Genomic DNA, 20,530 nt, shown 5'->3' on the forward strand with positions numbered 1-20,530 from the left:
CCAGCAAGACCGCGCCCTCCCTCACTCCCACTGGTTCAGCGGACACTAAACCGGGTAAGGTGCGCGCGTTATTTATGGAGTTGTACCGCACATGACTTGCTGGGATGTCCTCGGCCTATCCCCGAATGCCGATAGCCGCACGATCAAACGCCAATACGCCACCTTGCTGAAGAAAACCCGACCGGATGATGATCCGGAAGGTTTTCAACGCCTGCGTGAAGCGTACGAACACGCCTTGAATTGGCAACAATGGACGCAGGAAGACGACGGCGCTGAGCTGGCCGTGGCCACGGTGCCGACGGCCTTGGCTGCCCAAACCTTGCAGGAGCACTACACGCTGGCGATGGCCGCGGGTGCCGGGCTGGAATTTGAAGTGGGGCTGCTTAAACGCTGCCTCTGGGACGAGGAGCTCAATGAAGAGGATCGGCGTTGGGCGTTTGACACTTTCCAGTGGCTCAGCGCCTGGCAACGCCTGGAGTTGCCGCAAGCGCTGATCGAAGCCTTGGCCGAACAGCGCAGGCAAGCCTTCCAACACACACTGAGCTTGGCCATGGCCGAGCGTGACGAAGCGGCTTTTCTCGCAGCTTATGCCGCGCGCGTTGATCAGCCCTGGCTCCAGCAACCGGCGCATGCCCAGTGGGTTCACCACATGCTGGCGACGCTGTTGACCGAAAGCCAGTTCTGGTCCCCCGCCGTGTTTGAGGCCGTGCGCACCGGCCAGGGATGGCAGGGCAGCGAACACGCCTGCCCTGCAGACGAATGGCAACACTTGATGCGGCGCCAGCAAGGCCCGGTATTCATGGCCCACCAGTACGCGTTGGCGGCCACAGCGCCGAATACCCCACAGCAACGCGCCGCGCGCTTATTGCTGGCGCCGATGTCTCTGGGCCAGCGGCGTGCATTCGCCCAGCGTCTGAGTGAACAAGACTGGGAGGCGTGCCGAACCTTGGCCGCGACCCTTAAAGCCGACCATCCCGACGTAGCGCAGGCGATGCCAGGCGGCACGCCGTATTTCTGGCAGGATTGGGAAACCGCTTTCGACACCTTGCCGCTGCTGCTCGCGATTGTGCTGGGCTGCCTTGTCGGAGCGCTGTTCCAGTCGTCCTGGCAAGCGGGCGCGTTAGTGGACACTGCGGGGGACGCGTTGGCCTGGTCGATGGCCTACATGGCCGTTGGCGCACTGGCCTGGCAGGTGTGGCGCCCGTTGGCGCATTGGCTGCGCGTGCTGGATGAACGTCTCGGTGCAACACTGCCGCGCTGGATGAGCCCCACCCGCCTGCCGTTGTTGCCGGTACGCGACCTGATCCCGGGTGCGGCCATGGGCATTGCCATCAGCGCTCAGTTCGGGCCCGTCGCCGGCCTGACACTGGTGGCGGTCCTGGCTGCCGTCGGCGCGGGCAAGCGCCGGGCAGGCATGAGCGTGAAGGAGTGGGCCGCCCATTTTCCGCGCCGGGCCTTGGGCGCCATCGGCCTGAGCGCCCTCGCCTTCGCCCTGGTGTTTGCCGGGTTTAAATACCTCGACAGCCGCCATCAGGTCGGTCGCCACCAAGGTCTGCAGCAATGGACCGAACGCGTGTGCAGCCGCATGCCGCAAACCGCTGAGGACTGTCAGGCCCCGGCCACACACGCGCAATGGTATGGCCAGGAGGCCGAGCAATGAACCCAGCCCTGTTACTCCCCATTGGCCTCGCGTTTATGCTGATGCTGGTCGGCCTGGCCGGCGCGGGCAAACACACCCAAGTGCTCGAGTTGTGGCTGGATAGGCTCGACGGCCCGCAAACCGCGGCCGCCAGTGCGCTGGCGCCGATCATCGACTGCATGAACCGCGTTGACCGAGACACGCGGCTGGCCTACCAGCGTTTGGTACACCCGCCAATGGCCGAGTCAGCGCCTGAAGCGCAAACCTCTTTGCCGGCAGGTCGCTACGCCAGGTCACGCGAAGAGTTCGGCGACAACAGCGAGCCGCAGGCGCGGGTGATCCAGAACGACGTGTGCGCCCCCACCCTCACCACCAAGCTGGCGCATCAGCACCCCGCCAGCCCCTTGATCGGGATGACCGCTGAGTACCTCGCGAGCCTGCAGAAAATCTCCTTTACGCTGGGCACCTCGAACCAGCGGCGGCTGTTCGGCGACGTCTTGCAGCAACGCATTCAAGACGAACTCAGCAGAAATGGCGAAGCCTACGCGACGGTGTCCAGCCAGCTGCGCCGCGGCCTGGCGGTGCAAGATCAGCGTCTGCGCGTTGAGCAACGGGCTGTGCTGGAAGCGCGTCTGGGCCAGGACCTGCACTGGCACCTGCTCAATTACATGATCAGCGCACGCGCGGCGGTGGACCAGATCGACGACGGCGTGCGCACTGCCAGCCTGACGCCCCAGGCGCTGGCGAAGCTGACGGCGGCGGTGCAGCGCGCCAACGAAAACAGCGCAACCTTCGTGGACCACATCCCGAATAAAAACCTTAATGATGAAGCCCTGCACCTTTGGTACGTCATCAGGCAGCCCGCCGATGCCTACCTCATCGCGCTGCACAATCTGCTTCAAGACTGGCTGGACCACGCCCCGCCGCAACAGCTGAGTGACGATTACTACCTCGTGACTCGCCGCTACGACGCGCTGCTCAGTTATTACAACCGCCCGGCAAGAAATGCGTTCTAGCCCTGAGTGCGTGCTGCGCCCAGCTCAGGATTGCGCCGGGGCACCCGGCGCCGGTCGAGCCCGCTCAAACGCGATCGCGCGGGATCAGGCTCTGCAACTGCGACGCCAGAAAATTAGCGTCGAAGGTAAACGTGTCCGGGTCCTTCAGGCCGTTGGTTTTTTTCCATAGCCAGTCGTTTTTATCAGCCGGCAGCACCAGCGATACGCTGCCGTGCCGTGCAGCGGTCAAGCCCATCACCGACACGGCAATCGAGCCGCCCGCCCCCATCACGTCCGGCACGAACTCCACCGTCTTGCCGGTGATGTGCACCGTCAGTTTTTCGGTTTTGAAGGTCGACGTCTCAACCGGCAGGCTCGGGCCGCTGGCGACATAGGCCTCACGGTGGACTTCCAGCAGCCCAGTGATCTTGACGGGTTCCAGCCACTGCTCGATCTGCCCGAACAGCTCGCCGAGCTTTTGCGCCCAGCGTGCGGACTGCACGTCGAACTGCTGTTTTTTGTGCGCTTCGCTGTCGGCGTAATGACGAAGCATCTCGCCCAATTGCTGTACATCGTCCATTGCGGATTTCCTTGGGTGGGCCAGGTTGCGAACGCTGATCATGGCAGATGCGGCGGTTCAGCGTGCGGCTTAACTGCACCGGTCATTTGACCGGCAACTGCGTATGACTATTGCGCAGCCGATGGGTAAGGTGAGGCGACATCCCCTGTCAGGAGCATCGCATGCGCACCATCGGCCTTATCGGCGGCATGAGCTGGGAGTCCAGCGCCGAGTATTACCGCATTATCAACCAGCGCGTGCGTGACCAGCTGGGCCCGCTGCGCTCGGCGCAACTGTTAATGTACAGCGTGGATTTCGGCCCGGTCGAGCAGGCGCAGCATGCCGGCCGTTGGGATGACGCCGCGCTGATCCTCGAGGATGCGGCGCGCCGCTTGCAGGCTGGCGGTGCGGATTGCGTGGTGCTGTGTACCAACACCATGCATCGGGTTGCAGCGCGTATCGAGGCGGCCGTGTCGATTCCGTTCCTGCATATTGCCGATGCCGCCGGTGCCGCTGCGGTAGAAGCCGGTACGCTGACAGTCGGTTTGCTGGGCACGGCGTTCACCATGGAGCAGGACTTTCTCACCGCACGCCTGACCGCCCAAGGCTTGACCGTGTTGGTGCCCGACGCTGACGAGCGTCAGGCCGTGCACCGAATCATCTATGAGGAGTTGTGTGTCGGCGTGCTCAGCGCTGCCTCGCGCCAGGTCTATCAGCGGGTAATCGAGTCGCTGGCCGCACGGGGCGCCCAGGCAATCATTCTTGGGTGCACGGAAATCGGCCTGCTGATCAAACCGCAGCACAGCAACCTGCCATTGCTGGACACCACCGAGCTGCATGCGCAGGCTGCGGTGGCGTTTGCTCTGGGGGGTTAAGCAGTCTGGCGCAGGCGCGCCATGCTCAGGGTGTCAACGAAGACGCCGTCACGCAGGGCGTAATCGCGCATCCGGCCTTCGACCTCGAAGCCGAACTTGCGATAGAGGTTATGCGCGGCTTCGTTGTCGGCGTACACCGTCAGTTCGACGCGGCGCAAATTCATCCAGTTGTCGGCCACGTCCAGCGCGGCCGTCAACAGCCTGGAGCCGACGCCCTTGCCTTGCCAGGCCGTGGCGACGCCCATGCCGAACGAACCGACATGGCTGCGGCGCACCCGCAGGGTTTGCTCCAGGCCAAGCTGGCCGATCACTTCCCCTGCATGCATCGCCACCAGCTGTAGCCGCCGCTCGTTATCCAGCGCCAGCTTGTTACGCCACGCCTGCACCGACTGAAAAGGCATTTGCAGCACCTGACGGCACACAGCCGGTTCGTTGTAGAGCGCAGCGACGCCTTCAAGGTGGGCCTCGGTGAAGCGCTGGATCACGATAGGGGATTCAGGTGTGCGCATTGCGTTTCTTCCTTGGAAAAACAAGTGGCCGCCCAGTGTAGAGGCCAAGCCGCCACGCTGGCTAGGGTGCTGGCACTGTCGTCCACAACGTCGGCCAATCGCCGTAACCCACCCCATTGCAGCGCGGCATCTGATGCAACTCGCGCAGTTGGAAAGCCTTGCCGTCAAACACCCAGACACCGCCCTCGCCGCAATCACCAACGCCACGCAGTTTGTAGAAATAGCTCAAGGTGCCGGTGGTTGGGTCGTAGCCGACCGAGCCTTGCAAGGCAGCGCCGTCCACAGGTAGCGGTTGAATGCTCAACGTGGTTTCGGCGTACGGCGCCTTGCGCTCACGGCTGCCGACTTCGTACTCGCAGGTGTAGGCCGCGCAGTCATAGCGCACCACTGTCAGGGCTTGAGCCTCGCTCAACGCGCCAACTTCGGCCTCGGGTTTCATCGCGGTGTCGGTGGTGGTGATCGCCTTCACCGCAGCGGCGGCCAGCGCGGCGTGTTCCTGGTCGTTGAGCGCCGGCGCCGACGTGAAGGGGCGCAGCACCGGTGGCGGCAAGCGTGCCGGCACGTCGCTGGCCGCGCTCTTGCCAGGCCGCGCAAGTGCGGTGACGTTATCCACCCGCCCTTGCACCGCGTCCATCAACAGCAGCGAGGCACTCAGCCCGCTCAGGGACACATGCGCGGTGTCGTCGCCCGGTAACTGCAAACGCTGGCCGTTGCGCAAGCGCTGTAGCCAGAGCCGCGCCGGCGCGTCCTCGATCACGCCGTAGGATTGCAGGTGGGGATCAACACCCTGATCGTCCAACTGCACCTCCAGGCTGCGCGTCAGTGCCTGGCCCAGGGGCTTTCCGTCCAATTGCAGAGTAGACAGGTCCAGCGCCTCACCGCGATGATCAACGCGTAAGCGCAGGTACCCTTCGGGGCCGGCTTGATGCCAGATATGCAAGGTCAGGGAGCTGGCATCTTCCTCATCCACGCCACTGGGCGCGCTGAGGGCGTGACAATTGCGCAGGTTGTCGCAGCCGGTGACCCAATTCTTGATTTCCCGCAGCAGCGGGACGGTTTCAGTCGCGGGTTGAGCGAGGGCCGGGGCGCTGATGCCAGTCAGCAACAGGGCCAGCAAAGCGGTGGTGCGCAGCATGGGGACTCTCCGTGTCGAAAAACGGCGCGGATTGTCCCACGTTCACGGTGTTGCGTCAGCGCCCGGTCGCTGTGCGCCACAGTCGCGCAATATCTGCCGCGCGCTCGCGCAGCAGGCGCGGCGCGTCGCTGCACGCCTGTTCAAGGCTCATCGGCCCGGACGGCAAGGCGAATGCGGCGCTCACGCCGTGGCTATACATATGCTCGTAGCCGTCGCCCAGGGTACCGGCGATCACGATGACGGGCACGTTGTGCTGCTGGGCGATGCGCGCCACGCCGAAGGGGGTTTTGCCGCGCAGGGTCTGGGCGTCGAAACGGCCTTCGCCGGTGACCACCAGGTCAGCCCCCTGCACCGCTGCATCCAGGCCGACCAGTTCGGCCACCACCTCAACACCCGCGCGAAATTGCGCGCCAAGGAACGCTTTGGCGGCAAAGCCCAGGCCACCGGCGGCGCCGCTGCCGGGTTCATCGCGCACGTCTTTGGGCAGGACCTTGGTGCAATGATCGGCAAAGTGACCCAGGGCTGCGTCCAGTTGTTCGACCTGCTGCGCGCTGGCACCTTTTTGCGGGCCGAAAATGGCAGATGCGCCGTGCGGACCACACAGCGGGTTATTCACATCGGCGGCAATTTCAAAACGCACCTGAGCCAAACGTGGGTCCAGCTGTTCAAGGCTGATCCGCGCAAGCCGCGCCAGCGCCAGGCCACCCGGGGCAAGTGCCTGATCTTGCGCATCAAACAGTTGCACACCCAGCGCCTGCATCGCCCCGGCACCGGCATCGTTGGTCGCACTGCCACCAATCGCCAGAATGATGCGCTGGGCACCGGCGTCCAGGGCTGCACGGATCAGTTCGCCCGTGCCGTAGGTGCTGCTCGAACAGGCGTCGCGTTTACCCGGCGCCAGCAGTTGCAAACCACTGGCTTCGGCCATTTCGATAATGGCGGTATGGCTGTCGGCCAACCAGCCCCAGCGTGCTTCAACCGACGCGCCCAAGGGGCCTCGAACGGTTTGGCTGCGCAACTCGCCCTTGCAGGCAGCAAGGACCGAATCCACCGTGCCTTCACCACCGTCCGCCATCGGGCACTGGACCAGATGTGCCTGCGGCCAGACCTCGGCCAAGCCTTCGGCGATGGCCTGGGCGACGCCTTCGGCGCTCAGGCTGTCCTTGAACGAGTCGGGGGCGATGATGATTTTCATGGGCGTTCTCCGGTTTTTATAACGCCCATGCTGCCAGTTGGCTGCGGCAATGACGCCGGTCCGATGCACAAGTGTGGCGCAGGTTTGTTGTTCATTCCGACAAAGCCTGGGGCAAAAGCTGTACGCCAAGGTACAGGGCCAGCATGCCGTCGAGGGTCAACGGGTCGACGCCGCTGAGCTCGGCAATGCGTTCCATGCGGTAGCGCAAGCTGTTGCGGTGGATGCCCAGCGCGTCGGCGCAGGCCTGGCTCTGGCCGTCGTGGTCGCACCAACTGCGCAGCGTGGCAAGCAGCTGGCCGTTGGTGTCCTTGGTCAGCACTTTGCGCAACGGGTTCAAGAGTTCATCCAGCGCATCGTCGTTGCGGTGGCGCCAGAGCATCACCGGCAGGCGATAGCGGTTGAGCGTCAACAAACGTGACTGGGGCAAGATGTCACGACCGTAGGCCAGCAGATCGCCGACCCGGCGATAACACCGGCGCAGGCCCGCCAGGCCATCTGCTTGCCCACCGACGGCAACCCGCAGGATGTTCCAGCCCAGGCCCTGAAGTTTTTCCAGCAGCCGTGGGTTGTCCACCTGCACCGCCGCCGGCCGGCACCACAACAGGGAAAACTGCGCAGAGCTGACACACCAACTGTCCGGGTAACGGCTGGTCAGCCAGGCGCTCAGCGCTTCGGCCGACTGACCCACGCCCAGCTCAAACAAGTACGGCGTGCGCGGCATGTGCGGCTTGAGCCCCAGTTGCTGGGCCTCGTCCACCAGGCGCGGCGAGTCACCGCGTTCGGCCAGCAATAACGCAAGCAGGTCGTCGCACCGCTGGCGTCGCCATTGCTGCTCGGCTTGCTGATGACGGTGGCTGACCAACATCTCGGCGGTCATGCGCACCAGTTCAGCGTAGGTGCGCAACAGCTCGGGTTCACCGGTAATGCCCAGCACGCCGATCAGGCGTTGGTCGTGCATCAAGGGCAGGTTGATACCCGGCTGCACGCCTTTGAGGTGCTTGGCAGTCTGGCCGTCGATCTCGACTACCCGGCCGTTGGCCAGCACCAGCTGCGCACCCTCATGGCGGGTATTGATGCGCTCAGGCTCGCCGCTGCCCAGAATCAGGCCCTGGCTGTCCATGACGTTGACGTTATAGGGCAGGATCGCCATGGTGCGATTGACGATATCCTGCGCCAGGTCATGATCCAGCTCGAACATGGGGCTAAGTTCCTGAAAAAAGCGAGTTGGTCATAGGCACAGCGCAAAGCGTGCCTGACTGTGCGCAAGCACAAAGACAGCACCCCGCAAGGTGGCCGAGACTCATTGAGCGATCAACGTTACCTTCGCATCGCGAAAAATCATAATAAAGAGAGACTGACATGTCACAGAGCGCCGCTGCCACACTGGCCACCGATGACGATAAAAACGCCATCTACAAGCGCATCACCCTGCGCCTGATTCCCTTCATTTTCATCTGCTACCTGTTTAATTACCTTGACCGGGTAAACGTTGGTTTTGCCAAGTTGCAGATGCTCGATGCGTTGAAATTCAGTGAAACGGTCTACGGCCTGGGGGCCGGGATTTTCTTTATCGGTTATGTACTGTGCGGCGTGCCGAGCAACCTGGCGCTGACCCGGTTCGGCCCGCGGCGCTGGATTGCGCTGATGATGATCGTGTGGGGCACGCTCTCCACATGCTTGCTGTTCGTGACCACGCCGACACACTTCTATGGCCTGCGCCTGTTGACCGGTGCCGCTGAAGCCGGGTTCTTCCCAGGCGTGGTGCTGTACCTCTCGCAGTGGTTCCCGACCTTCCGCCGTGGGCGGATCATGGCGTTGTTCATGTCGGCAATCCCGGTGTCCGGCCTGCTTGGCAGCCCGTTTTCCGGCTGGATCCTCAACCACTTTGCCGCCGGCCAGGGTGGCCTGGCCGGCTGGCAGTGGATGTTCCTGTTGCAAGGCATCCCGACGGTGATTCTGGGCGCGCTCGCTTATTTCCTGCTCAGCGACAGCTTCGCCAATGCCAAGTGGCTTACGCCGCATGAGCGTGCAGTGCTGGAGGCCGACCAGGCGACGGATCTGGCGAACAAACCGAAAACCACCACAGATTCGCTCGGCGAGGTGTTCAAGAACCCGGCCATCTGGGCGTTTGGCCTGATCTACTTCTGCATCCAGAGCGGCGTGTACGCGATCAACTTCTGGCTGCCGTCGATCATCAAGAGCCTGGGCTTCAGCGATAACCTGGTGATTGGCTGGCTCAGCGCGATTCCGTACCTGCTGGCCGCGGTGTTCATGTTGCTGGTGGGCCGCTCCGCCGACTTGCGCAAGGAGCGTCGCTGGCACTTGGTGGTGCCGATGTTGATGGGCGCTATCGGTTTGGTGATCGCCGTTAATTTCGCCACTACTCCGGCGATTGCGATTCTTGGCCTGACCATCGCCACCATGGGCGCCCTCACCGGCCTGCCGATGTTCTGGCCGGTGCCGACGGCTCTGCTCAGTGCCGGCGCAGCGGCCGGTGGTTTGGCCCTGATCAACTCCATGGGCCAGATGGCCGGCTTCCTCAGCCCGTATATCGTAGGGTTTGTGAAGGATGCCACCGGGTCCACGGATGTGGCGTTGTACTTGCTGGCGGCGGTGATCGTTGCCGGTAGCGTGTTGGCGCTGCGCATGACGCGCACGTTGAAGGTATAACGCGCGCCCAGCAGCAATGAGTTCAATGTGAAAGCGGGCTTGCTCGCGAATGCGGTGGTTCAGTCGATACATTCAGTGACTGACACACTGCTTTCGCAAGCAAGCCCGCTCCCACTTTTGGTTGCCGGGTTTACAACAGGCCGCCGCCGTCGATGTCGATCACGGCGCCGGTGACGAAGCCATTTTCCATGGCCAGCACGTACCCCGCCGCCACTTCTTCAGCCTGCCCCACGCGCCCAACCGGCAAGGCCCCGCCGGCCTTGGCAAACATCGCCTGGCGCTGTTCTTCTGGCAAGCCTGCATAAGCAGGCGTGTCAATCACCCCCGGGCTGATCACATTGACCCGACGTGGTGCCAGCTCCTTCGCCAGCTGTTTGCCCAGCGCCTCGGTCGCGGCGTTGATCCCGGTCTTGATGAACTGGCCGGGCGCCAATTTACGGCCCAGTTGGCCAGAGGTCAGCGTGATGCTGCCGTGCTCGTCGAGAAATGGCAGCGCCTGTTGAATCGCGCGCAGCGAGCCCCAGAGCTTCACGTTGAAATTGTCCTGGGCTTCATCCAGGTCAGTGTCGAGCAAGGGTTTGGCCCGCACCGACGGCCCAGAGGTGTAGACCAGATGGTCAAAGCGCCCCACCGCCTCGAACAAGCGTTGCAAGGACGCAGTGTCGGTCACATCGACCGGCTCGCCGCGTACGCCGTTGTCGACACCGGAGGTCAACCGGCGCCCGGCCAGCACCACCTGTGCGCCTCGTGCCGTGGCTGCCTTGGCCACGGCGGCGCCGATACCGCTGCTGCCGCCGATGACGATGACGGTTTTACCGCTGAGGGAAGATGTCATGGGTTAACTACCTGACTAAGAAAGTGAGCGCTGATCTTCTCAGCTTGGCAATCAGCGAAAAATCCCGGTAAAACGACAAGATCTTTAAAGGATTTTTACAAATGAGCTCAACCCTCGACCTTGAAGTGTTCGTGCGCACCGCCGACACCGGCAGCCTGTCAGCGGCGGCGCGCAGCCTCAACCTCACACCGGCTGCAGCGAGCATTGCGCTCAAGCGGCTGGAAACCCGGCTGGGCATCCGCCTGCTGGCCCGCTCTACGCGCAGCATGCGCCTGACCGAAGAAGGCCGGCGCTACCTGGACAGCGTGCGGGTTGCGCTGGAAGCCTTGTCGGAAGGCGAGCAGGCGATCAAGCAACAAGGCCAGAGCCTCAGCGGTTTATTGCAATTGGCGGCGCCCTCGGATTTTGGCCGCAATGTGCTGCTGGGCTGGCTGGATGAATTCAAGCGCGAACACCCGAACATCCGTTTGCAGTTGTTGCTCAACGACAGCAACGCCGACTTATTCCGCGACACCGTCGACATTGCCCTGCGCTTTGGTGTGCCACGCGACTCCAGCCTGGTCGCGCTGCCGGTGGTGCCGGGCCACCACCGTATTCCCTGCGCCAGCCCCGACTATCTGGCGCGCCATGGCACACCGCGCACGCCGGCAGACCTGGCGCAGCACAGCACGCTGCGCTACATGCGCCGTGGGCAGGCCAACAACACTTGGTACTTTCGTCAGGGCGCACTGCTGCAGGAAGTCGAGGTGACGGGCGATTACCTCAGCGACGACGGCGAAATCGTGCGGCGCTGGGCGCTGGGAGGCCATGGCATTGCCTACAAGGCCAACCTGGACATCGCCAGCGATATCAAGGCCGGGCGCCTGGTGCGGTTGTTGCCTGACTGGCAAGGCGAACCCACGCCGTTCAACCTGATGTGCCCGCACCGCCTGCAAGTGTCGGAACGGGTGAAAGTGCTGCACCGATTTCTGCAGGCACGCTGTCAGGCCTTGCTCAGTGCATGAAGAAACGCGCGCCGGGCTTGTTCCAGAGCCCTCGAGTCTGGTATTGCAGGGTTCACGTTTCCCTGCCATGAGGAGCTTTGCATGATTTACCGCACATTGGGCCAGTCCGGGTTGAAGGTCAGCGCACTGACACTGGGCACCATGATGTTTGGCGAACAGACCAACACCGAAGACTCGCTGCGCATCATCGACAAGGCCTGGGACCAGGGCATCAATTTTATCGACACCGCCGACGTCTACACCGGCGGGCGTTCCGAAGAAATCGTCGGCGAGGCCATCGTTCGTCATCGCCAGGACTGGGTGGTGGCGTCCAAGGTCGGCATCGGCCCGGCGGACGGCGTGCCGAACCGCAGCGGCTTGAGCCGCAAGCGCATTTTCAACGCGCTGGAAGCCAGCTTGACGCGCCTGGACACCGACTACCTGGACATCTATTACCTGCACCGCGAAGACCATGACACGCCGCTGGAAGTCACGGTGTCGGCGATTGGCGACCTGATCCGCCAGGGCAAGATCCGCTATTGGGGCCTGTCCAACTACCGGGGCTGGCGCATCGCCGAAGTGATTCGCGTGGCCGAGCGTTTGGGCGTGGACCAGCCGATCATCAGCCAGCCGCTGTACAACATCGTCAATCGCCAGGCCGAGGTCGAGCAGCTCACCGCCGCAGCCGCCTACGGCCTGGGCGTGGTGCCTTACAGCCCGTTGGCGCGCGGCGTGCTCAGCGGCAAGTACGCACCCGACGTCGCTCCTCAAGCGGGCAGCCGTGCGGCGCGTCAGGACAAGCGCATTCTGGAAACCGAATGGCGCGTGGAGTCACTGCGCATCGCCCAACAGATTCAGCAGTACACCCAAGGGCGCGGCGTCGGCATTGTCGAGTTTGCGATTGCCTGGGTGCTGAACAACTCGGCCGTGAGCTCGGCAATTGTCGGGCCGCGCACCGAAGCGCAGTGGGATGCCTACACCGGCGCGTTGGAGGTGAAGATCAGCGCTGAAGATGAGGCCTTTATTGATTCACTGGTAACGCCGGGGCATTCGTCCACGCCGGGCTTTAATGATGTGGGGCATTTTGTTTCGGGCCGCGTGGCACGCGCGTAGCGCCTGCAACGTGTAGGTGTGTGTGGCGAGCGGGCTTGCCCGCGTTGGGCTGCGAAGCGGCACCATCGAGGACACCGTATTGTGTCAGGCACAGCGCGGGGTCTGGTTTTGGGTCTGCTTTGCAGCCCAGCGCGGGGCAAGCCCGCTCGTCACAGGCGCTTGCATGAACCTGGTGTGGTGAGAAAATTTCCTGCAAAACGCCCCAAAACAGCGCAACCGTCTTGCGCCAAAAGCACCATAATCCCCTCCTGAAATATCCCCCCTATTTATAGCTATTCGTTTTCGCGAGGACAGTGTGTCTAAAGGTGTTGTGTTGTCGGTATTGGCCTCGGTGTTGTTTGCCGTGATGTATTACTTCACCTCGCTGCTCACGCCATTGAGCGGCCTGGAAATTTTCGGCTGGCGCATGTTGCTGACCGTGCCGTGCATGACCGTGTTCATGATCATCAGCGGCGAATGGCGGCGGGTCTGGGAGCTGGTGCGAATGCTGGTGGCCAGGCCGCGGCTGATCGGCGGCGTGCTGCTGTCGTCGGCCTTGCTCGGCGTGCAACTGTGGCTATTTATGTGGGCACCGCTCAATGGGCGCAGCCTGGATGTGTCGGTCGGCTACTTCCTGCTGCCGCTGACCATGGTGCTGACCGGGCGCCTGGTGTACGGCGAACGCTTGTCGCGCCTGCAGCAGATCGCGGTATTTTTTGCCGCGCTCGGCGTGCTGAACGAGTTGTATCAGGCCGGTGGTTTTTCCTGGGCAACCCTGGTGGTGATCATTGGTTACCCGATCTATTTTGTGGTGCGCAAATACCTGACCACTGATCACCTGGGCGGGTTGTGGCTGGACATGGCGCTGATGCTGCCCGTGGCCTGGTGGTTTGTGCAGCACGGTGAACAAGGTTTTGCCGTGATGGACATTCATCCAAAGCTGTATGCATTGATTCCGATGCTGGGCGTGATCAGTGCCTCGGCACTGGTCAGCTATATCGTGGCCAGCCGGCTGTTGCCTTTCAGCCTGTTCGGGCTGCTCAGCTATGTGGAACCGGTGTTGCTGCTGGCGGTGGCGTTGATATTGGGCGAAGGCATCAAGGGCGGCCAGTGGCTGACCTATATCCCGATCTGGCTGGCGGTGATGGTGCTGGTGTACGAGGGCTTCAAGCACTTGGTGCGTCAGCGCAAAGCGTGATGCGCAGGCCATAAAAAGCCCGGCCGAGGGTTACCTCGGCCGGGCTTTTTTACGCTTAGTCGGCGGTCAATACACCACGACGCACCTGGTCACGCTCGATCGACTCGAACAGTGCCTTGAAGTTGCCCTCGCCAAACCCATCATCGCCCTTGCGCTGGATGAATTCGAAGAACACCGGGCCCATCAGGGTTTCCGAGAAGATTTGCAGCAGCAGGCGCTTGTCTCCGGCAATCGACGAACCGTCGAGCAGAATGCCACGCGCTTGCAGTTGGTCCACCGGCTCGCCGTGGTTAGGCAGGCGGCCTTCGAGCATTTCGTAGTAGGTGTCTGGCGGCGCGGTCATGAAGCGCATGCCGATCTTCTTCAGCGCGTCCCAGGTCTTGACCAGGTCGTCGGTGAGGAACGCCACGTGCTGGATGCCTTCGCCGTTGAACTGCATCAGGAACTCTTCGATCTGGCCCGCGCCCTTGGACGATTCTTCGTTCAGCGGGATGCGGATCATGCCGTCAGGAGCGCTCATGGCCTTGGACGTCAGGCCGGTGTATTCGCCCTTGATATCGAAGTAGCGCGCCTCACGGAAGTTGAACAGCTTCTCGTAGAAGTTGGCCCAGTAGACCATGCGCCCGCGATACACGTTGTGGGTCAGGTGGTCGATGACCTTGAGGCCGGCGCCCACCGGGTTGCGGTCCACACCTTCGAGGTACACGAAGTCGATGTCATAGATCGAGTTGCCTTCGCCGAAACGGTCGATCAGGTACAGCGGCGCGCCGCCGATGCCCTTGATGGCTGGCAGGTTAAGCTCCATCGGGCCGGTTTCGATGTGGATCGGCTGTGCGCCGAGTTCGAGCGCGCGATTGTACGCCTGCTGCGAATCCTTGACGCGGAACGCCATGCCGCACACCGACGGGCCGTGTTCGGCCGCAAAGTACGAGGCCAGGCTGTCGGGCTGGTTGTTGAGGATCAGGTTGATTTCGCCCTGGCGATACAGGTGCACGTTCTTGGAGCGGTGGGAGGCGACTTTGGTGAAGCCCATGATCTCGAAGATCGGCTCCAGAGTGCCCGGCGTTGGCGATGCGAATTCGATGAATTCAAAGCCCATCAGGCCCATTGGGTTTTCGTATTGGTCTGCCATGGTGGCACCTCATCATTCTTGTCATTAACACAGGGTTATTTGCGAGCAAGGATGAGGTTGCAGGGTGGCGCACAGGACAGGCCTCGCACACTGCGCGCGAGGAAATCACCAAAGATGAGGGGGGAGCCGAGTAGCTTCATGGTTACATCAGTCTCTGACGGCCGAGGCTTGCGTGAGCGCAAGTCCATATTCTTGTATGCGTAAATCGATTCTACACAGCGTAACAGCGTTTGTCCGCACTCTTATCAAATCCTCAATGGCTTGGGCTGCGCAAGGGGTTTGTTGCACAGATGGATGCCCAGCAGGATCACCGCCCCGCCCACCAGCATCGGCGTGCTCAGGTGCTCATCCAGCAGCATGGCGCCGCAGATCACTGCCGTCAGCGGGTTGAGCGCGATGAACACGCCGGCGCGGGTTGCGCCGATACGGCGAATGCCGTCATACCAGGCGATGTAAGCCAGCGCCGAGCCGAACACGCCCAGGTACAACAGGCTGAGCATTTGCGGTAAATGGATCGCGCTCAGGGCTTTTAATGTGAGCTTGCCACCGACCAGTGTGGTGACCGTCAACATCGCCGTGCCCAGCAAGATCGACCAGGTGACCGTCTGCAATGGCCCCAGGCTCTGGTTGAGGCTGCGGGAAAACAGCGAGTAGGCGCCCCACCCCAACACACAGCCAAAAATCAGCAGATCGCCCAGCCAGGCGTTGGCCGCACCCTGCAGCACTTGGGGATTGCGGCTGATGATGACCGCACCCGCGCCGCCCAGGCACAAGGCAATGCCCAGGCATCTGGCCGTGCCTAGCCGCTCCTTGAACAGCCACCACGAACCCAGGCCGATCACCGCCGGGTTCAAGGCCACGATCAGCGACGCCCGCGACGCATTGATGTAATGCAGACCGTAGAAGAAACACAGGTTGTAGAAAAAGATTCCGCAGAACCCCAGCATTGCCAACTGCGCGAGTTGCCTGGCGCTGGGCCGCGCCAGGCGCACGCGTGCCAGGGCCATGAAGCCCAGCAGCGCTGCGCTGGCCAACACAAAACGCAGCGTGGCCGCCAGCAGCGGCTCCACGTCGGCTGCCAGGTAGCGGCCGGCCACAAAGGTCGCGCCCCAGATCATGGTGACAGCAGCAAGTTTGAGGTAAGTCAGGCGATCGGGAGAGGACGTCATCGGTGAGGCTCAGTGGATGTCAGGATTGGGATATCCTGTGGCTAATGACTGATCATCGTAAAATGAGTAATTGCTCATGACCCTTACGCAGCTGCAAATCTTCTCGCGCGTGGCCGAGCTGCAAAGCTTCACCCACACCGCCCACCGCCTGGGTATCAGCCAGTCAGCCGTGTCGCATGCCATCAAGGCCCTTGAGCAGGAACTGGGCGTCGAACTGTTCCGGCGCCATCAGTCCCAGGTCGAACTCAGTGATATCGGCCAGCAATTGCTGATGCGTGCGCGCACCTTGCTGGGCGTGGCCGACACCCTGCAACAGGAAGCCTCGGATGCGCGGGGCATGAAGCGCGGCACGCTGCGCATCGGCTCTTTTGGCCCGACTTCGTCCAATTGTCTGCTGCCGCGCATTCTCGAGCCATTCAGGCGTCAGCACCCGGGCATTGAGGTGCACGTGGACGAAGGCCCGGACCGCCAAGTGATCCAGTGGCTGGACGAGCGGCGCATCGACGTGGGATTTGTGGTGCTGGAACAGGAGCGCTTCGATACGTTTGCGCTGTTCAACGACCAGATGGTCGCCCTGCTGCCCGCTGCGCACCCGCTGGCTGCGCAGCCTTGCGTGACTTTGAAGGCGCTGTGTGACGACCCGTTCATTCTCACCGACGCCGGCTCGCAGGAGCTGGTCTCGCGATTGTTCAGCAGCGCGCGACTAACCCCGAATGTGCGTTACCGCTGCTCGCAACTGCTCAGTACGCTTGCGGCAGTAAGCCGCGGCGACGGCGTGAGTGTGGTGGCGCAGGCGTCCTTGCCGCAGACGCCAGACGCACGTTACCAGGTGCGCCCGCTGTCGCCACGAGTGAATCGGGACATTGGCCTGGCGGTGCTGGACCAACGTCAGGCGACACCTGCGACCCTGGCGTTTATCCAACTGGCGCAGACGCTGAACTTCCAGCGGGGCTGACTCACCTGACCGCCAGGTACAGCGAGCTTATTTCGCACGCGCCATCTATCATTTGATGTATCTGATTAGCCCTTCGGGGCTTTTCCCATCCTGCGACAGGCCGTCTCTCCATGCCCCTGACCGTAAACGGCCCGCGAAAACGCGCCACCCGCTATTTGCTTACCACCCTCAGTGGCCTGCTGCCGATCGCGCTGGGGATGGTCATTCTGCACTGGCAAGCCGAACGCACCCTGCAACAAAGCACTGCGCAAACCGCCCGTGAAGCCGTGCGCCAGTTTGACCTGATGCTCGATAACACCACCCTCGCCGCCCAGGCCTTGCTGCCACTGGCGGGTCAGCCGTGCGACAACGGCGCGCAGCTGGCGCTGCGTGAACAAGTCACGCGCCGGCCCTTTGTGCGCGCAACAACGTTGTCCTGGCAGAAAAACATCTATTGCAGCTCGCTGTTCGGCGATCACTACCAGTCAGCGGTCAACCCGGATGATTACGTGGACGGGAGCCTGTGGTTGATGAATGGCAATCCGGTCACACCCGATACTGCGCTGCTGGTTAACCGGCTGGTCGAAGGCGACAAGGCGGCGTTCGCCTCGATTGATGGTTATCACCTGACCAACGCCTTGCGCTTGATCAGCCGTTACGCACACCTGGTGTTGCAAGTGGGCCCCAACTGGCTGGATGCCGACGGCAAGGTGCACAACACGCCCGTGCCGGTGTTCGAGGTGGCCCATCACCACCTGGCCTCGCAGCGCTATCACTACAGTGTCGACGCCGGCATGCCGGCCGGTGAAGTGTGGCGGTACATGGAAGCGCGCTATCCGGCCCTGTTCAGCCTGCTGGTGTTTTTTGGCGTACTGTCGGGCGTGCTTGCGCACTGGCTGCAAAAGCGCTCGTCTGCGCCCACCCATGAACTGCAACGCGCCTTGGGTGCCAACGAGTTCATTCCGTACTTTCAACCCGTGGTCCGCGGCGACACGCGTGAATGGGCCGGCTGTGAAGTGCTGATGCGTTGGCAGCACCCGAAAGAAGGCCTGGTGCGTCCCGACCTGTTTATCCCGTTGGCGGAGCATTCCGGCCTGATCGTGCCGATGACCCGCGCCTTGCTGCACCAGACGGCGGCGCAGTTGGCCCCGCATGCCGCGCGCTGGCGTCCGGGCTTTCATATTGGCGTGAATATCACGGCACGCCACTGTGAGGATCTGGACCTGGTGGAAGATTGTCGAACGTTTCTCGCCGCGTTCGCCCCAGGCCAAGTGACGCTGGTGCTGGAGTTGACCGAGCGTGAACTGATCAAGCCTACGGATATCACGCGTCAGCTGTTCGACGCCCTGCATCAACTGGGCGTGATGATTGCCATTGATGACTTCGGTACCGGGCACTCCAGCCTCGGTTACTTGCGCAACTTCAATGTCGATTACTTGAAAATCGATCAAAGCTTTGTCGCCATGATTGGCGCTGATGCACTTTCACGGCATATCCTCGACAGCATCATCGAACTCTCCGGCAAGCTGGACCTGGGCATCGTGGCCGAGGGCGTGGAAACAGCAGAGCAATGTGAATATCTGGCGGCCCACGGTGTGGATTTTCTGCAGGGTTACCTGTTTGGCCGACCACTCCCCGGTGACGAATTCATTAAGTCGCTGGCCAGCCATTGAATAGCCACTCATTACGCTTGATGAAATAATCTTATTTAGGTAAACGACGTGATTTACTCGTGGGGCATTAACTACTACAATTTTTCCTGCCTGTGCTGAACTCGCAGAAAGGCCTCTTTCTTTGAGTCACCTTATAAGCGCTTGGCTTATAGCTTTGTCTGCAGTTGATATCAGCAAACTACATTATTGGAGTACAGATTTTGTCCAGACTCGCCGAATTTCGCGCAGCAGAAAAAGCCCTTCAAGAGCAGCTGGCCCAGCTGGAATCACTGAAGAACGACGCCGGCCTGAAGAAAGAAATCGAATTCGAAGAAAAGCTGCAAGGCTTGATGAAGCACTACGGCAAAGGCCTGCGCGACATCATCGCGATCCTTGATCCACACCCTGCCAAGGCCGGTGCTGCAACGGCCGCCGCCCCTAAACAGCGCCGCGCACGCGTGGTCAAGGTGTACCATAACCCGCACACCGGCGAGCTGATCGAGACTAAAGGCGGCAACCACCGCGGCCTCAAAGCCTGGAAAGAACAGTATGGCGCCGCCACTGTAGATTCCTGGCTTCGCGGCTGATCGCACTGCACTAACAAAAAGCCCCGCTGATGCGGGGCTTTTTTTGGTTAAGGATTCGAAAACGAACTTAACTAACATTTCACTTTGTTCAAATCCGATCAACCTGGCACATTCAAAGTTTCAGGCTGTCGCGTACCGATCCGACTTCGCCCTGGCTGGCCTCATAGGCTTCGGCTTGGCCGGCGTATGAAAAAACATAGGCTTTGTCAGTATCTACCGCACCGACTAATGTTTGCGACAACACGTGCCGCCCATTCTCGGTAATCACGCAAGTTGTTTCCAATGCATCAAGACGGCTCAATGTGGTTGGGTGCATCTTGGTGCACACGCTTTGATAACCGCTGCCGGCAAAGTCTTTCTGGATGGATTTACGCATTTCCAGCAACACGCCTTGAAGATTAACTTTATGACCCGCCTCGATCGGCGTGCCGGTCAACTCCATGACCATCAAGGTATTGCCATTTTCGTCATTTTTGATCGCGCGCTGGCGAGACACGGCCTGGGGTTTTACCGGGGCTTCGCCGTCCGGCTCCACTTCCTCGACCTGCCAGCCACTGGGCCAGTGAATTTCCGGGTCGGCCGCCAGTACGAACGGGCTGCCCAGCAGTAGACACAACGAGCTCAACAGCGATTTACGAAATTCGATCATTGCAAAAAACGCCCAAGGTTCAAGCGTCAAAGTTTGAGCCCCGGCACCCGCTGGTCGCAAGCGCTGCGTGACCTTTTTCATTTGGCGCAGTGGGCGGCCCTTGCGTATCATGACTCGGCTGCATGGACGCTTGCCGCAAGCCAACGGACCGCGCCTATCATGTCAAGTCGCGTTTGCCCCATTTTTTTCTGGAGGGCCCATGAGCCTGCACGAACTGAATACTTTCCCGGGCGTCACCGCCCAGCCTGACACCGCCACCACGAACTTCGTGTTCAACCACACCATGCTGCGGGTCAAGGACATCACCAAGTCGCTGGATTTCTACACCCGCGTCCTGGGTTTTTCCCTGGTTGAAAAGCGCGACTTCCCGGAAGCCGAATTCAGCCTGTACTTCCTGGCCCTGGTAGACAAGGCTCAGATCCCGGCCGACGCCGCTGAACGCACCCAGTGGATGAAGTCGATCCCGGGCATCCTGGAACTGACCCACAACCACGGCACCGAAAACGATGCCGACTTCGCATACCACAACGGCAACACCGACCCGCGTGGCTTTGGCCACATCTGCATTTCGGTGCCGGACATTGTCGCTGCGTGCGAACGCTTCGAAGCCCTGGGCTGCGACTTCCAGAAGCGCCTGACCGACGGCCGCATGAAAAGCCTGGCCTTCATCAAGGACCCGGATGCGTACTGGGTCGAGATTATTCAGCCAGCGCCGATGTAAA

General features: G+C 61.7%; 20 protein-coding genes. 11 read left to right on the forward strand and 9 right to left on the reverse strand.

Annotated features, from left to right (window positions below; genetic code table 11):
* The first annotated feature begins 91 nt into the window (after positions 1-91).
* Positions 92-1,660 carry a J domain-containing protein gene (locus C4J83_RS15440; protein WP_124417510.1) on the forward strand — a complete coding sequence of 523 codons (1,569 nt, stop codon included), beginning with the start codon at positions 92-94 and terminating at the stop codon, positions 1,658-1,660.
* Positions 1,657-2,655, forward strand: a complete 999-nt coding sequence (locus C4J83_RS15445; RefSeq protein WP_124417511.1) for a DUF3829 domain-containing protein — start codon at positions 1,657-1,659, stop codon at positions 2,653-2,655. The genes C4J83_RS15440 and C4J83_RS15445 overlap by 4 nt, the downstream gene beginning before the upstream one ends.
* 64 nt (positions 2,656-2,719) lie before the next feature.
* Here the strand turns inward: C4J83_RS15445 and C4J83_RS15450 are convergent, their stop codons facing one another.
* Entirely contained in the window at positions 2,720-3,214 is a 495-nt protein-coding gene (locus C4J83_RS15450) for a hypothetical protein (RefSeq protein ID WP_124417512.1), read from the reverse strand.
* A 161-nt stretch (positions 3,215-3,375) separates the two neighbouring features.
* On the opposite strand from C4J83_RS15450, the gene C4J83_RS15455 reads away from it, so the two are divergent.
* Entirely contained in the window at positions 3,376-4,068 is a 693-nt protein-coding gene (locus C4J83_RS15455) for an aspartate/glutamate racemase family protein (RefSeq protein ID WP_124417513.1), read from the forward strand.
* Here C4J83_RS15455 and C4J83_RS15460 read toward each other — a convergent pair.
* The 4 genes from C4J83_RS15460 to C4J83_RS15475 form a co-directional block, all read right to left on the reverse strand.
* Positions 4,065-4,577, reverse strand: coding sequence for a GNAT family N-acetyltransferase (locus C4J83_RS15460; RefSeq protein WP_106579175.1), 513 nt, complete (start codon positions 4,575-4,577; stop codon positions 4,065-4,067). The two genes, C4J83_RS15455 and C4J83_RS15460, sit on opposite strands and share 4 nt — an antisense overlap.
* Positions 4,578-4,638: 61 nt before the next feature.
* Positions 4,639-5,712: a DUF1176 domain-containing protein gene (locus C4J83_RS15465; RefSeq protein ID WP_124417514.1), complete on the reverse strand. Its 1,074-nt coding sequence runs from the start codon at positions 5,710-5,712 to the stop codon at positions 4,639-4,641.
* A 55-nt stretch (positions 5,713-5,767) separates the two neighbouring features.
* Positions 5,768-6,907, reverse strand: coding sequence for a glycerate kinase (locus tag C4J83_RS15470; RefSeq protein WP_119740322.1), 1,140 nt, complete (start codon positions 6,905-6,907; stop codon positions 5,768-5,770).
* Between the two features lie 91 nt (positions 6,908-6,998).
* Positions 6,999-8,105 (reverse strand): sugar diacid recognition domain-containing protein, encoded by a 1,107-nt coding sequence (locus C4J83_RS15475; protein ID WP_124417515.1) that lies wholly within the window; start codon positions 8,103-8,105, stop codon positions 6,999-7,001.
* A 161-nt stretch (positions 8,106-8,266) separates the two neighbouring features.
* On the opposite strand from C4J83_RS15475, the gene C4J83_RS15480 reads away from it, so the two are divergent.
* On the forward strand, positions 8,267-9,577 hold the full coding sequence (locus tag C4J83_RS15480) for an MFS transporter (RefSeq protein ID WP_106579171.1): 1,311 nt from the start codon (positions 8,267-8,269) through the stop codon (positions 9,575-9,577).
* Between the two features lie 130 nt (positions 9,578-9,707).
* Here C4J83_RS15480 and C4J83_RS15485 read toward each other — a convergent pair whose 3' ends face one another.
* Positions 9,708-10,412 carry an SDR family oxidoreductase gene (locus tag C4J83_RS15485; RefSeq protein WP_124417516.1) on the reverse strand — a complete coding sequence of 235 codons (705 nt, stop codon included), beginning with the start codon at positions 10,410-10,412 and terminating at the stop codon, positions 9,708-9,710.
* Positions 10,413-10,513: 101 nt separating this feature from the next.
* On the opposite strand from C4J83_RS15485, the gene C4J83_RS15490 reads away from it, so the two are divergent.
* The 3 genes from C4J83_RS15490 (at position 10,514) to rarD (ending at position 13,685) form a co-directional block, all read left to right on the forward strand.
* Positions 10,514-11,416 (forward strand): LysR family transcriptional regulator, encoded by a 903-nt coding sequence (locus tag C4J83_RS15490; protein WP_124417517.1) that lies wholly within the window; start codon positions 10,514-10,516, stop codon positions 11,414-11,416.
* Between the two features lie 81 nt (positions 11,417-11,497).
* A complete protein-coding gene (locus C4J83_RS15495; RefSeq protein WP_106579168.1) occupies positions 11,498-12,508 on the forward strand; it encodes an aldo/keto reductase in 1,011 nt (336 codons plus the stop codon).
* Positions 12,509-12,803: 295 nt separating this feature from the next.
* Positions 12,804-13,685, forward strand: a complete 882-nt coding sequence (gene rarD, locus C4J83_RS15500) for an EamA family transporter RarD (protein ID WP_124417518.1) — start codon at positions 12,804-12,806, stop codon at positions 13,683-13,685.
* 55 nt (positions 13,686-13,740) lie between these two features.
* On the opposite strand, the gene hppD is transcribed toward rarD, so the two are convergent.
* Complete coding sequence (gene hppD, locus C4J83_RS15505) at positions 13,741-14,817, reverse strand: 4-hydroxyphenylpyruvate dioxygenase (protein WP_106579166.1); 1,077 nt, start codon at positions 14,815-14,817, stop codon at positions 13,741-13,743.
* Positions 14,818-15,062: 245 nt separating this feature from the next.
* Positions 15,063-15,986, reverse strand: coding sequence for a DMT family transporter (locus tag C4J83_RS15510; protein ID WP_124417519.1), 924 nt, complete (start codon positions 15,984-15,986; stop codon positions 15,063-15,065).
* A gap of 76 nt (positions 15,987-16,062) precedes the next feature.
* Between C4J83_RS15510 and C4J83_RS15515 the strand changes: the two genes are divergently transcribed.
* The 3 genes from C4J83_RS15515 (at position 16,063) to C4J83_RS15525 (ending at position 19,159) form a co-directional block, all read left to right on the forward strand.
* Entirely contained in the window at positions 16,063-16,941 is an 879-nt protein-coding gene (locus C4J83_RS15515) for a LysR family transcriptional regulator (protein WP_119740312.1), read from the forward strand.
* A 110-nt stretch (positions 16,942-17,051) separates the two neighbouring features.
* Complete coding sequence (locus C4J83_RS15520) at positions 17,052-18,593, forward strand: EAL domain-containing protein (RefSeq protein WP_124417520.1); 1,542 nt, start codon at positions 17,052-17,054, stop codon at positions 18,591-18,593.
* A 200-nt stretch (positions 18,594-18,793) separates the two neighbouring features.
* Positions 18,794-19,159, forward strand: coding sequence for a histone-like nucleoid-structuring protein, MvaT/MvaU family (locus C4J83_RS15525; RefSeq protein ID WP_106579162.1), 366 nt, complete (start codon positions 18,794-18,796; stop codon positions 19,157-19,159).
* A gap of 112 nt (positions 19,160-19,271) precedes the next feature.
* Here C4J83_RS15525 and C4J83_RS15530 read toward each other — a convergent pair whose 3' ends face one another.
* On the reverse strand, positions 19,272-19,808 hold the full coding sequence (locus C4J83_RS15530) for a DUF4946 domain-containing protein (protein ID WP_106579223.1): 537 nt from the start codon (positions 19,806-19,808) through the stop codon (positions 19,272-19,274).
* Positions 19,809-20,007: 199 nt separating this feature from the next.
* Here C4J83_RS15530 and gloA point away from each other — a divergent pair, with 199 nt between their 5' ends.
* Entirely contained in the window at positions 20,008-20,529 is a 522-nt protein-coding gene (gene gloA / locus C4J83_RS15535; protein WP_106579161.1) for a lactoylglutathione lyase, read from the forward strand.
* Position 20,530 lies beyond the last annotated feature (1 nt).

It is taken from the genome of Pseudomonas sp. LBUM920 (genome assembly GCF_003852315.1).
Classification (GTDB): Bacteria; Pseudomonadota; Gammaproteobacteria; order Pseudomonadales; family Pseudomonadaceae; genus Aquipseudomonas.